Source organism: Sphingobacterium sp., assembly GCF_039596235.1.
Lineage (GTDB): Bacteria > Bacteroidota > Bacteroidia > Sphingobacteriales > Sphingobacteriaceae > Sphingobacterium.
Map to the genome: position 1 here is coordinate 20,036 of NZ_JBCNKE010000012.1, position 13,396 is coordinate 33,431.

General features: G+C 41.4%; 10 protein-coding genes. 2 read left to right on the top strand and 8 right to left on the bottom strand.

Annotation, left to right across the window (positions count from 1 at the left end; all coding sequences use genetic code 11):
- A complete protein-coding gene (locus ABDW32_RS21690) occupies positions 1-1,395 on the bottom strand; it encodes a TolC family protein (RefSeq protein ID WP_343565923.1) in 1,395 nt (464 codons plus the stop codon).
- A gap of 319 nt (positions 1,396-1,714) precedes the next feature.
- Here ABDW32_RS21690 and ABDW32_RS21695 point away from each other — a divergent pair, with 319 nt between their 5' ends.
- A complete protein-coding gene (locus ABDW32_RS21695; protein WP_343565924.1) occupies positions 1,715-2,482 on the top strand; it encodes a TatD family hydrolase in 768 nt (255 codons plus the stop codon).
- 12 nt (positions 2,483-2,494) lie between these two features.
- Positions 2,495-3,514, top strand: a complete 1,020-nt coding sequence (locus ABDW32_RS21700; protein WP_343565925.1) for a type I asparaginase — start codon at positions 2,495-2,497, stop codon at positions 3,512-3,514.
- 116 nt (positions 3,515-3,630) lie between these two features.
- Here ABDW32_RS21700 and ABDW32_RS21705 read toward each other — a convergent pair whose 3' ends face one another.
- From ABDW32_RS21705 to ABDW32_RS21735, 7 genes are read right to left on the bottom strand one after another with little or no spacing between them, the layout of a single operon-like run.
- Positions 3,631-4,938: a folylpolyglutamate synthase/dihydrofolate synthase family protein gene (locus ABDW32_RS21705; protein WP_343565926.1), complete on the bottom strand. Its 1,308-nt coding sequence runs from the start codon at positions 4,936-4,938 to the stop codon at positions 3,631-3,633.
- An 11-nt stretch (positions 4,939-4,949) separates the two neighbouring features.
- A complete protein-coding gene (locus ABDW32_RS21710; protein WP_077438877.1) occupies positions 4,950-5,777 on the bottom strand; it encodes an energy transducer TonB in 828 nt (275 codons plus the stop codon).
- Between the two features lie 58 nt (positions 5,778-5,835).
- A complete protein-coding gene (locus ABDW32_RS21715) occupies positions 5,836-6,246 on the bottom strand; it encodes a biopolymer transporter ExbD (RefSeq protein ID WP_343565927.1) in 411 nt (136 codons plus the stop codon).
- A complete protein-coding gene (locus ABDW32_RS21720; protein WP_077438875.1) occupies positions 6,246-6,953 on the bottom strand; it encodes a MotA/TolQ/ExbB proton channel family protein in 708 nt (235 codons plus the stop codon). The genes ABDW32_RS21715 and ABDW32_RS21720 overlap by 1 nt, the downstream gene beginning before the upstream one ends.
- A gap of 25 nt (positions 6,954-6,978) precedes the next feature.
- Entirely contained in the window at positions 6,979-8,382 is a 1,404-nt protein-coding gene (locus tag ABDW32_RS21725; RefSeq protein WP_343565928.1) for a hypothetical protein, read from the bottom strand.
- 40 nt (positions 8,383-8,422) lie between these two features.
- Positions 8,423-10,174: a hypothetical protein gene (locus ABDW32_RS21730; protein ID WP_343565929.1), complete on the bottom strand. Its 1,752-nt coding sequence runs from the start codon at positions 10,172-10,174 to the stop codon at positions 8,423-8,425.
- Positions 10,175-10,180: 6 nt separating this feature from the next.
- Entirely contained in the window at positions 10,181-13,219 is a 3,039-nt protein-coding gene (locus ABDW32_RS21735; protein ID WP_343565930.1) for a tetratricopeptide repeat protein, read from the bottom strand.
- Positions 13,220-13,396: the final 177 nt, after the last annotated feature.

Here is a 13,396-nt window from a genome sequence, read left to right on the forward strand (position 1 = left end):
TTACTCATGTATAGTTTGTAATAATTTTCCAGATGTGTGTAATAATTCAACCGCTGCATTCCGCTGTTGCAAAACGTTATTAAAATAGCCCAGATTGACCTTATACCAATCGTTTTCAGCAGCCAACAATTCTGTCACGTCTATCAATCCCGCCTGATATTGTTTTACGGCCATGGATAAATTGTTTTCAGCAACCTTTAACTGCTGCTCCCCTACCTTTAATTTTTGATTTCCGGTGCTATAGCCAACTTTATTTTTACTCAATAAGAGGTTTAGCTTTTCTTCTGTATCCTCCTTTTTTGTCGCGTTAATGGTTTGATCAAGTTTGACCTGTTTAATTTTGTTATGATGCTCTCCACCGGTAAAAAGGTCCCATTTGACGCCCAACCCGACCATGAGATTCGGACTCCCCTTGATTGAATTTAGTGGAAGGTTGACCGTTCCCAATAACGGTTGGTCTTTAATGCTTAATTTTGAATTGAAGACATTTAAGTAATTTGCTGACCCAAAGGCAAAAACAGCGGGCAAAGATCCCCCTTTTTCCTTTTTGTAGAGGTATTCATACGCTTTTGATGAAGCTTCAAGTGCTTTAAGTTCCGATCGTTGTGCGACATCATTTGGTATTTCTGACAAAAATATCGGCTTCAGCCCATAATGAATCTCACCCACCTCCTGAAAAGAAACACCTGTTTCCTGTTCAATTTTCTGACAAAGGAGATCCCGGTTTCCAGCGACCTCAACTTTCTTCTCTTCCAGTTCAAGCAGCGCCAGTTTGAGTTTATCCCGATCATAGGGAATAGCCAGTCCATTTTGAATGGCTTTGTTGACCTTTTCTTGTTCCTTTTTCAACCTCTTTTCCGAATCTGCGATAAGTTTGTCCACTTCATCCAAAAGCATCAACTGATCGAAAGAAGCAATAATATCTTTTGACAGCGTCTCCCGGCTGGCAGATTCCAGATATTGCTGTGCAACAGCCTTTTCCTTTAGCGCTTTTATTCCATTAGGTATCTGTAATCCCGAAAAGATAATCTGTTTCACCGAAACACCAGCATATGCAGCTTGTCCGTGCATACTAAATCCGGTCGCTCCTTCAAAAAGCCCTAAATTCAGAAGCGGAACATTCACCGTAGGAATATCCACACTACCATTACTATGCACATAGCCATATAATCCCAAGGCCGACACATGTGGTAGTTTGTTGGCTTTTACCCCTTCGGCCTCCAACCGCGCTTTATCAACCTCATAGGCCTTCAGTTTTAATTCCTTATTTGTCTGAAAGGCCTTTTGAATAACCTCCTTTACCGAAGGATCCACCAACGATTGCGCTTGCAGCTTATTTAAACATATAACCGACGCAAAGGTGAACAACCCCATGCATAGTTTCTTATTCATCATATGATTCATTTATTCTTTAAAAAATAGGGCAACAACCGTTATACTGTTTAACAGCAAATCATAAAGTATGTTTTACCACACATGATTTTTTCCAAGATAAGAAAAATGTATAGCCCATATATGACTCAAATTCTCTTTTTCATTTTTCCAGTATAAATATCCCATGATAAGAGAATCCGTTATTAATTTTCATTTTGTTAATTAATAAGTTATCTTTGGAGAACGAATTGAAATTTTGGTAATGAAGCCTACCTCTTTATTCGATAATAATAAAAAGAAGTTTTTACCCTAATCCGCTTTTGCCTCCACGCAGAAAACTATGTTGCTTACTGATACACATACACACATTTACTACCATGCTGGTACCGATAAACTACAAGAACACTTACAACGTTGTTTAGACAACCATATCGAAAGACTGTTTTTGCCAAATGTCAATAGTGCTTCCATCCAACTTGTATTCGATACGGTAGCAGCGTACCCAAAGTACTGCTTTCCTATGCTGGGACTACATCCCTGCGATGTCAAGGAAAACTATCTGGAGGAATTAAACAATATCCAAAAGAGCTTGGAGAACAACAAAGTCCATGCCATAGGTGAAATTGGATTGGATCTCTACTGGGACAAAAGTACGCTAAACATCCAAAAAGATGCGTTTCGAACGCAGGTGAAATGGGCTAAGGAACTCGGTTTACCGATAGACATTCATTGCCGTGAGGCCTTCACCGAATTGTTCGAATTATTGGAAGAACTTAAAGACGACAAGCTATTTGGTATCCTGCATTGTTTCACAGGAACATTAGAACAGGCCCAGCATGCGATTGATCTGGGTTTTGCACTTGGCATCGGTGGTGTTGTGACCTTTAAAAAGGCAGGATTGGACAACGTCGTCAAAGAGATCGATTTAAAACATATCGTATTGGAGACAGACGCCCCTTACCTTGCCCCTGTGCCCTACCGCGGTAAAGAAAATGAAAGCAGCTACCTGATTTATGTCGCCCAAAAGGTCGCTGACCTCCATGCGATGTCTATTGAACAGGTCGCAGAAATTACAACAGCGAATTCAAAACGTATTTTTGGTATATAATTATAGAACCCCATGCACAATATATTTATTATCTACACTGGTGGAACCATCGGAATGGTCAAAGACGAAACGGGTACTTTTGTTCCCTTTGACTTTGAGCTGATTAAACGTAACCTTCCCGATTTAAGCCGTCTGGATTATAAACTGACCGTACATTCTTTCGAACCGATCATTGACTCTTCCAACATGAAACCGGAAATCTGGATCGAAATGGCCCAGATCATCAAAGATAATTATGCCAGCTACGATGGCTTTGTAATTCTACATGGCTCAGATACCATGGCATTTACAGCTTCGGTATTGAGTTTTATGTTAGAGGGACTTCAAAAACCGGTGATCCTTTCTGGCTCGCAGCTGCCAATCGGAGAAATCCGTACGGATGCACGGGAGAATATGATGACTGCATTGGAAATTGCTTCAGCAAAACAAGACGGTGTTTCCATCATCCAGGAAGTTTGTATCCTTTTCGATAACAAATTATTCCGTGGAAATCGCTCTTTCAAATATAACTCAGCTAAATTTGAGGCGTTTCGGTCTCCCAATTATCCTGTACTCGTGGAGGCCGGCATCCATCTTAAATACAATACCGATGCCTTATTAAATAATATTGACAAAGAATTTATCTTACATACCAAATTGGATAACCGGGTTGCTGTATTAAAGCTTTTCCCGGGAATATCTGCACAGACAATCAAATCTGTCCTTGATTCGGATGTAAGGTCTATTGTGATGGAAACTTTCGGATCCGGCAATACCACTACAGACAGCTGGTTTCTGGATTTATTAAAAGAAGCTATAGAACAGGGCAAGAATATCCTTAATATTTCACAATGCAAAGTTGGCTCGGTCGAACTTGGGCGGTACGAGACCTCACAGGGTCTGAAAGCCATTGGTGTGCTCAACGGGTATGATCTTACGTTTGAAGCGGCTGTCACCAAATTAATGTATCTTCAAGGCGAGCTCGAAGATCAAAAAGAAGTTGCCTACTGGGTAGAAAAGGATATCCGTGGGGAACTGACAGTTAACGATTAAAAAAAGCTGTCCAAAAGATAGGAAATAAAGAAAAAGGATCATGGACTATGCAGAATAAGTTTAGGCTTACAGCGCTGATGTCTTCGGTTCTTTTTCTTTACTCCTAACGCTTAATATTATGGCTTATCAGCTATCTCCGCCAAGACTTCAGCCACCACAAAGTTACTCCCCCCCACAAAAATCAGATCGCCATTTTCATACGCTGCTTTCGCTGCTTCAAAAGCTTCCTGTACAGAAGCATAATCTTTGCCGTCCAGATCAAAAGCTGCAGCCTCCTCACGCAGTAGGGCCGAAGGCAGCGCCCTAGGCATATCCGGTGCGGAGAAATAATAAACAGCATCTTTGGGTAGATAAGGTAACATGTGCGCTAAGTCTTTATCACGCATCGCTCCAATGACAAAGTGCAATTTAGTATAAGTTGTGTTATTTAAATTCTTTATAACCTCATGAATGCCGTCCTCATTATGTCCCGTATCGCATATGACAAAAGGATCTTTGGACAGCTGTTGCCAACGCCCCTGGATACCTGTGCTCGCCTGAACATGCTTCAGCGCTTCATGTACATGAAGCGGGCTAATTTTAAAACCTTGCTTACGTAATTCATCGACTGCCAAAAGGACGCCAGCGAGATTTTTCACCTGATAAGATCCTTTGAGATCAAGTTGATAAAGATCTTCAGTACCATTTGCATCGATCACTTCGATACTTAGGTAATCCTGATCTACATGCAGCATTTTCGTTTGATAGATCTTGGAAGCAAATTGGATGGGAGCCTGTTCTACCTGGGCCTTGTCCAAAAATACGGTTGCGGTTTCGGCAGCATATTCCGAAATCACCACCGGTGTATGCCGTTTAATAATGCCTGCTTTCTCTCCTGCAATTTCCGCCAATGTATTTCCAAGCATATTCATGTGGTCAAAGCCGATGTTGGTAATGACCGACAGCAAAGGCTGGATAATATTCGTACTATCCAATCGCCCGCCGAGACCTACTTCAATAACAGCAATATCGACCTTGTTTTTTTCAAAATAGTCGAAAGCCATCGCTACGGTAATTTCGAAAAAAGACGGTTGCACATCCTCGATCAGCGCCTTATGTTGCTGCACAAAATCCGTCACGAATTCCTGTTCACACATGGCACCATTGACACGGATGCGCTCTCTGAAGTCCAGCAGATGAGGGGAAGTATAGAGTCCGGTTTTATAACCGGCCTGGGTTAATATCGCCGCCAGCATATGAGAGGTCGATCCCTTTCCGTTGGTTCCAGCGATATGTAAGGTTTTGATTTTTTGCTGCGGGTTATCCAGCGCATTGCAAAGTTTGATGGTATTGTCAAGGTCTTTTTTGAAGGCTGAGGCACCATCCCTTGTAAACATAGGCAATCGAGTATACAAATACTCGATTGCCTCTTTATAAGCATTCATTTGAATGATTTTTATCTTAATCTAAAATTGAATACAATCCGTCCTGTTTGGGAATCCGGCGCATTCGGCAGTTGGTTTAACCGCGCACCGCGGACGGCACGTTCACATTTCTCTAACAATGTAGGATCTGTAATCGTTGTACCTTTTACGCCCGCACGCGCATAGGTAATAATCCCTTGTTTGTTGACTCTGAATTCAACGGCGACCTTACCGGCTTGTTGTCCATTGTCATCGATACTTGGTCGTTGGGTGAAGCTACGATTTTCAATGGATAACATCATGTTGCCATTACCGGAACCACCCTCACCGTAATTGCTCGCCAAAGGATCCCCCAGCTTAGAGCCCTGATTTCCTGGCGTTGTACCCGTACCATCACCAGCGCCCTTACCGTTGTTTTTATTCCCTTTGAAAAGCGCTTTCGCATTTGCTTGGGGTGCTACGGCCTTTGTCTCCTTGGTCGTTTCGGGAGCTTTTGACACCACTTTCTTCTCCGTCTTGGTTACCGCTGGAGCTTCTTCCAGATCTTGTGTGACAACCGCTTTTTCGGCAACTTGCTGTGTTGGGGTAGGCGTCGGGGTCTCCACAGGGTCGATACGATCCGGACGCTCATTATTGGCATTGGGATCCACCGAAGGTTCTTCCACACTCATATAATCATCGCCCATCCCTTCCGGAGAGGTACCATAGTTGACAATCATGCCTCCCATTCCATACTCATCTGGGGCCTGCGCCTTAAAAACCACAAAGAAGCCAATCAACAGCAGTGATGCCATGACCAATGTAGATATCCCCAAGGCTTTGGGGAAGTTATTTTCTTCGTGCTGAAGATGATATCTCATTGTATAAATCTCCTATATTAACATATGAACAATAAACTTCAAAAAAGTTTAATTGCCCCTATTTATCTTTTTTGGGTTCTGTTGCCAATACCACTTTCACTTTTAGACGATTGGCTACATCCATGACCGAAATCACGTTCTGAATAGGAACGGTATTATCTACATACAGCATAATTGTCAATTCTTCACCGCTGGCCATCTGTGATTGGATTGCCGCTTCCAAACCTTCAATTGGAACCGGGGATTTATCGATAAAATAGCCCAATTCCTTGGTGATCGATACGGTAATTGTTTTTTTCGCAACAGATTGCTCGCCGGCGCTTGACTTTGGCAACAATAGCTTGACTACTTGCGGATTCGAAACGGCCGATGCCAACAGGAAAAACAACATCAGGAAAAACATGATGTCGTTTAACGCTGAAGTATGTACTTCGGCAGAAGGTCTATTTTTTCTACTTCGTATGTTCATTATCTTCCTGGTTCATCCAATAAATCAATAAATTCTACTGCATCGGTTTCCATACGTAAAATCAATCGTTCAACCATCATATTTAAAATATGATAGCCTAAATAAGCCAAAATACCGACAGCGAGACCCGAAGCTGAAGACACCATTTTCACATATAGACCACCGGATACGGACGCGATATCGATACCACCCGCCAATTCTACCTCATGGAAAATCTTGATTACCCCAAAGATAGTACCAACGAAACCAAGCATCGGTGCTATACCCGCGATAATACCAAGGATATTGATATTTTTCTCCAATTTGGCAACTTCCAGTTTACCAACATTTTCAATCGCTCCTTCAATATCTTTGATCGGTCTGCCGACACGCAATAGGCCCTTTTGCAACATACGTCCTAAAGCCGTATTACTGGAACGACATACAGCCAAGGCTGAGTCCAAATTGCCCGACAATACATTTGCTTTCACTTGTGACATCAAACTATTATCATATTTGGCCGCTCTTCGAATAGTCAGATAGCGTTCAAAAAAGATCACCAATCCAATAAAGAACAATAATAGGATTGGAATCATTATCCATCCCCCTTTGATCATCATATCGATCAAACTCATGTTTTCTGTACTAGCAGCAGCAGGTAATGGTTGTTGCGCAGCTTGATTAAACGTATCTACAGCAGCCTTTGCTGTATCTTGCACTAATGACATAATTATTAATAGTTTTATATAGTTTCTATAATGTTTCTACCCAAGCACCTTCAATTTTTTTCTCTACCGATTTCTTAGCGAGGTCAGCCTCCGTTTTTGTCATGTAGGTATTCAAGATGATTTTCTTTCTATTCCTTTTAAACTTTCCTTCCACAGCGCGCGCAGTCTTGTAGCCCATCGCGCGGAGTCGTTTCGCCTCCTCCTCTGCCTGCAGCATTGTACGCGCAGAACCAATAACGACCTGATACTTTGGTTGTGCTACAGGAATAGATTCTTTTATAACTGGATCAGCCTGCAAAACCGGCGTCTTTTCAGGGGTCTTGTTACCAACAGCTACTGCTGTACCTTTCAATGAATCTGTTTTCGATTTTGCCAGAGAATCCACCTCTTTTAAACTATCCGCTGCAAGCGCATTGCCTGTTGTATCCTTGGTCGGCAAATTATTCTTCTGAACAATGGTATCCGTGCCAGCTTTTATAGCTGGTTGTGTTCCCCCGAACAGTGAATTTTTCAAGCCCGGGTTGGTATACAAGACGCCCACTGCAATCATGACCAATACAATAGCCGCTGTTAGCCAGTACCAGATCGCATTTGAATTGCGTGGTTCCTCTTCGTAAATATTAGGGGCATAAGCAGAATTTGCTGCGGCAATTGCACCAATTTCTTTTTGCTCAATTTTCTCTGTCTCTGTGGCTACCTGGCTATCGTGATCGTCATTTGCTACTGATATAGCTGTAGTATCTTCAGGCTCAGCTTCAACACTGGAATCCTCATCCACCATATGTTCCTCTTGCGCCAGAGCAATAGGGTCAACCGGTGCAGTAACTGGTTCAGCCCTTGTATCCCCCCCCTCAGTTTCTGCCGGTATCGATACAGGCTGCTCATTCACAGCTTCCTCCTCGATCTCAATGTCGCTGTTAGCGTCAGCTATCGGTTCATCGCTTTCTTCATGGACAAGCGCTGGAGTAATGGATTCATCTGGCTCAGCAAGTCTATGCTCATCCTCCCGCACCGGAATAACGGTTTCGATTTCCGGGCCAACAAGATTGACTACCGGCTGAAAATTAAAACCCGATAAGTCCAAAGGCTTAAATACCAAACTCGAACCATAACTAATCAATAGACCGAGATCATCAAGTTTCACCTGTCCAAATTGTCCTAAGTCGTTCCTTAATCCCCCGACAGTATCATCAAGAATTTGCTGCGCCTGCCCCAAACTCAAATTCTCCTGTTGTTGGATATAATGCACAATATTGAATCCATGTTGTGCAGAATAATCCAGTTCGACATAGGATATAGGTGGCAAAAACACATTGTTCTGTTTATCAAATTGGGCCGGAGAATGAATTCTTTTGAACACACCTATTCCGGGCACGTATACTTCCGCATAGCGCCTTAATAAACTGTTGATGTTTTTGCCTAGATTCATTGTTTTATGATTTAAAGTGCAAATTTATAATCTTAATTCGTTAAAACGAATAATTAAGACCACCAATTACATTGAATCCCAATCTTGGGTAATACATGTAACGTTGATATTCCTTACCAAAGATATTATTTGCTTTCACGAAAACACCAAATTGTTTTTTAATTCGGTATTCGGCACCAGCATTTAGATCCGCAAAGGACGCAATAGTCACTTTATGACCGCTATCCGCTATACGGCTACCATCGGTGTTATAATCGTAAACATATGCATAAGTATTGCCTTGGCTGGAAAGCTCGGCATCCACAAAGAATTTATCTGAGATATTGAAACGTGCATTGGCCTGCAACCTAAATTTAGGTAAGCCCCAAGCCTCTTCTTCATCGCTCAAGTTATAATCGTCGATATACACTTTACCGCCTAGATTAACCAACTGAGACAGCCGTACATTGATCTCCCCTTCCAATCCCATATGTTTCGCTTTATTGATCTGGCCATCATAAACCACATCAAAAGCCCAAGGAATATAGCCCCCTTGATTATCGCCAAAGGCGCTATTCTTAAACAAAGGTAATCCTTCGATCTGTTTGTAAAACACCTTTACTTTATAACCAAATGTAGCACCCGCGTTGCCTTTTAAACCACCATACACATTCAATTTTTCAATGGAATTGGCGATTCTGACATTTGGCGCCAAATAAGGATTTTCTTTTGCAAAGTTACGGAATGAACCTTGTCTCACATTACCATTAACACCGGCAAATAAAGAGATGTATTCCGGAGCCAAAGAAAAATCAGCTTCCACCGATGGAAAAACATTGAAACGGGACTCGTCACCAAATTCCGAAGTCAGGTTGGCACCCAAGGTTACGTTATAGTTATCTCCTTTAAATCGGATATATGGATTGATCAAAACCAAATTGTTTTTCACATTCGCCGTGTCATTTTCGTTTTTGACATTGTTCATGGTCACACTCATGTTGGCCCCGACATTAAACGCGCTCATGCGTTTATTTAAGTATCCGGACAAAGCGAAAGAATTTTCCTTTGCTTTATAGGCATCCTTGAACAGGTAACCATCTACTTTCGCAGAATAACTGAGGGCCTGCTCATTCTTTGGGTCAACATTGCTTGCCAGTTCACCGTTTAAATAAATATCGGTAAATGTCTGTTTGTCCGGCGAAATATTCAGTAAGGTTGTTCCTGGCTGGTCAAATGTCTGACCATAGAAATTCGTGCCATATCTGTTGTAGCCTAAGGTACCTTTTACCGTAACGGCATCCAGCACACGGCGTCCAAAAATACCAACATCCTGTGTACTGAATTTCTGCCCATCGATATTTCCTTTTTGGCTCAAGTGTTTCGCAAATAAGCCAAAACGCGTATTTTCAAATTGCTCCGAGGCCAAGTATGCCTCACCCAGGATCGAGTTATAATTACCTATTCCAAATTTGACATAGTTGCTGCTGTGTTCAAAAGGTTGTGCAAATGGTATCTCCTGCACATTCAATTGTTTCAGGCCAGTGTTGATATCCAACTTTTTATCAATAATATTACCATAGTTTAATTTGGGCTGATATTCCCGTTTGTTGGTCATATCAGGACTACGGCGAATTTTTACAGCATCAGCAAGAATCGGTTTGTAATCACGAACAACATCAAAAGAATCAATAGTGACCGGTTTTTCAGGATCGTTTTTCTTGCCTGTTTCCTGTGCAAAAGAATTCAATCCCACGCCCATCAAAAGCGCTGCTAAGGTATATTTCTTCACATTTCTATTTTGCAACTTCTTCATTGTATCCTATTTCTTTTTGTTGTTCAATTTATTTAGACGTTCTTTTGCGGCAGGCAAAATATCATCTTTCGCATCGTAGTTATCCACAATTGATTCCAATGTCGCTTTCGCCTGGAATGTATCCCCCTTACCTGCATAAGCATCAGCCATTGTAATAAAGCTTTTTGCTACCCAATATTCATAAGAGGAGAAATTGTCAGATAGATCCATAGCCGTTTTGATACAGGCATCGTACTGTTTGTTTTCCAATTGGATAACCGCAACATTATATTTTGCTTCAGCTCCAAATACAGTACGGCTCTTCAAAGCAGCTAAGCTAAACTCTTTCATTGCCTCCGTTTTTTTGTTTTGCTTTACGTAACACTTACCAGCATATAAAAAGGCATTGGCGATCTCCTCTTCCGAGGATTTCTCATAGTTTTTGACAGCGTTGGTATAGTTTAACGCTTCTTTATAATCACCGATTTCATAATAGGAAACCATCAGGTTATTGATTGCGAAACCGTAGTTAGCTTTATATTCAGAAGTCAGCTCCAGTTTCTTCAAGAGTTGCGTCGCTTCATTATATTTCTTTTGTTTCAAATATAAATTAGAAACTGAAATCAATGTACGCTCCGTATATGGAGATGTCCAGTCATTCAAGATAATATTATAATCATGCAATGCATCTTCTGTATTACCTAAGGCCGCATTACTTTCTGCACGTACAAAACGTGCATATTTTTCTTGGTTCGGTTTCGGGAATTTATCGAAATACGCATTTACAGCTTCTACAGCACCTTGGTAATTTCCACGGGAGAACAAAGTTGTCGCTGTTGAGAATGTCCGCGAATCTTGTTCCGATTTGGAAAGATCACCCAAGTTGGTTCCTGTTGCATATTTAATATATCCGGTTGCATCCCCTTTATCCAGGTAAATGTTCTCGATGGAGCGCATGGCTTGTCTCGCTTCATCTGTAGCAGCATATTGATCAACGACACGTTGGAATGTCGCTAAAGCCGCATCATTGTTGTCCTGATTGTATTGAACCAATCCAATGGTTACCAGCGCGCGAGGCACATAACTGCTGCGTGGATATTTTTCCACCATCGATTGAAGTCCCGAAATTGCCTGATCGCTTTCGCCCATCAAGAAACGTGTATATGGAATCTCAAAAGCAATATCATCTGCATAGTTTGAATTTGGGAACTGCGCAATGACAGCGTTTAAGGTTGAGATCTTACCATTATTGTCTCCTTGTAGACCTTGAATAATACCGCGTTGAAACAGGGCGTAATCTTGACTTGGAGCTTTTGAAGAAATCAGCTTATTATATTCGGTCAAAGCTCTACCATAGTTTTTTGATGAGAAATAAGAGTCTCCCAAACGGGCGATGGCATCATTCCGGGTATTGATCTCCAAACCTTTTGAACCACCTGAAGCCAAGAAACGTTCAAAGTAATTCGCCGCCGTATTGTAGTTTCCATTACGGAAAGCGGCGTAGGCCAGGGCATAATTTGCGTAGCCATATACGTCGGTTTTACTTGCTCCTGGCAAGCGTAAGAATTTATTGAAATTTGTTACCGCTTCACCGTACTTACGTACTTCGTACATCGCTTCTGCCTTCCAGTATGTAGACAGGGCATAAATTTCTTCATCATAACGGTGTTGCTCCGAACGTATAAATAAAGAAATCGCATTTTCAAAAGCACGCTCATTATAAAACTCTAGCCCTCTATAGTAAGTTACTTTTTGATAAGCGGCGTTTGCTTCTTTACCACGTGTTGGAATAGACTCCAGAATATCAACCGCGTCACGATAATTTTTGGTACTCAACAAGACTTCTGCCAACAACGTTTTTGCTTCTTCTTGACGCTTGGATTTCGGATAGGTTTTTAAATACTCCTGTGTAGAAGCCAAAGCCACTTGGTGGAACTCTAATTCGTAGGAAAGCTTTGCATAGTTAAACAAACCTTCCTCTTTCATCGCCGGATCAAAATCCAGTTTTGATGCCCTGAAGAATGCGTTACGCGCGGACTGCTTATTTCCTTTTTTCAGAAAGCTGTCCCCTAGGGTAATCATGGCGGATTGGTAGTAAGCATCAGGCTCTGTCATTTTTTCCAGTTCCGTGATCGCTTTATCGTAATCCTTCAGTTTGTAAGCAATATAACCGATCTGATAGCTATCCTGGTTATTTTGGGTCTTGCCCTGGTCCTGTGCCTGGAACTTATCGTAGTAATCTTTTGATGTTTTTAGGTCACCATTGATAAAATAGGTTGCCGCGATAATACGGAACATCTCGGTCTCGTTTTCCTGCTTGGTGCGGGATAATATTGGCAATGCATAGTCCAATACATCATCGTAACGTTTATCCAGGAAATACAGGGCTGTAATATAGTAAGGATAGCTGTTCTCAAATTGTTTTGAGCCATTTAAACGCTCAAATTCATTTAATGCAGTTTTATATTCCGCATCTAAATAACATAAGTAAGCATAATAGTAGATGGACGCTTCCTGAAATTCAGTTTTCTGATCTTTCAATCCTTCAAATAATGGTTTTGCAGTCTTATAATCTTTCGTCATGAAAGAAGCATACCCCAATTTAAAGCGATATTCCACATTCTCTTTACCCGCAAGATTTTTGCTATCGATCTTTGTGAACCATTCGATCGCCTTTACATAATCCTTTTTGGCATAATACGATTTACCGATCTGAAAATAAGCAGCTTTAGAATTAGCGCTGACGGGAAAATCTTTAATATATTTAAGAAAGCGATTCTCGGCATCCGACTCGCCCAATTCCAAGGCACAGACAGCTTGATAATATCGCACATTTTCCTTTAATAAAGATAGCTCCTCCGTCTCATCCAATTGTAGGTTGGATTTTGTTCGCAAGGCTTCAACACGATCAAATTGTGCTGATGCAGAACCGAATTTCCCGCGCTCATACAATTCCATTCCAGTTTTGTAAGCCTTGTTGATTTGTTGCCATTCTGTCTGTTGCGCTAATGCCGGCGTCGCTATAACGGTTAGTGCAACTCCCACCTGGTAAATCTTCTTATACATAATATGTGAAACCTTAATATGTTATTTATCTGCAAATGTAAATGAATCTCCCTTCAAACCGAGGTAAATTTGCCTTGAACCACAAATCCATTGACTTCTTTTCGCTGATTGACTATTTTAAAACAAGTCAAAATTTATTGAAAATCAATTCAAATACCCGCGCTTTTGGAAGATAGT

Bases quoted from the DNA above. Each gene is read 5' to 3' on its own strand.
- ABDW32_RS21730 (WP_343565929.1), bottom strand. From the start codon at position 10,174: ATGAAGAAGTTGCAAAATAGAAATGTGAAGAAATATACCTTAGCAGCG.
- ABDW32_RS21695 (WP_343565924.1), top strand. From the start codon at position 1,715: ATGTTGCTTACTGATACACATACACACATTTACTACCATGCTGGTACC.
- ABDW32_RS21710 (WP_077438877.1), bottom strand. From the start codon at position 5,777: ATGAGATATCATCTTCAGCACGAAGAAAATAACTTCCCCAAAGCCTTG.
- ABDW32_RS21690 (WP_343565923.1), bottom strand. From the start codon at position 1,395: ATGATGAATAAGAAACTATGCATGGGGTTGTTCACCTTTGCGTCGGTT.
- ABDW32_RS21715 (WP_343565927.1), bottom strand. From the start codon at position 6,246: ATGAACATACGAAGTAGAAAAAATAGACCTTCTGCCGAAGTACATACT.
- ABDW32_RS21700 (WP_343565925.1), top strand. From the start codon at position 2,495: ATGCACAATATATTTATTATCTACACTGGTGGAACCATCGGAATGGTC.
- ABDW32_RS21735 (WP_343565930.1), bottom strand. From the start codon at position 13,219: ATGTATAAGAAGATTTACCAGGTGGGAGTTGCACTAACCGTTATAGCG.
- ABDW32_RS21725 (WP_343565928.1), bottom strand. From the start codon at position 8,382: ATGAATCTAGGCAAAAACATCAACAGTTTATTAAGGCGCTATGCGGAA.
- ABDW32_RS21720 (WP_077438875.1), bottom strand. From the start codon at position 6,953: ATGTCATTAGTGCAAGATACAGCAAAGGCTGCTGTAGATACGTTTAAT.
- ABDW32_RS21705 (WP_343565926.1), bottom strand. From the start codon at position 4,938: ATGAATGCTTATAAAGAGGCAATCGAGTATTTGTATACTCGATTGCCT.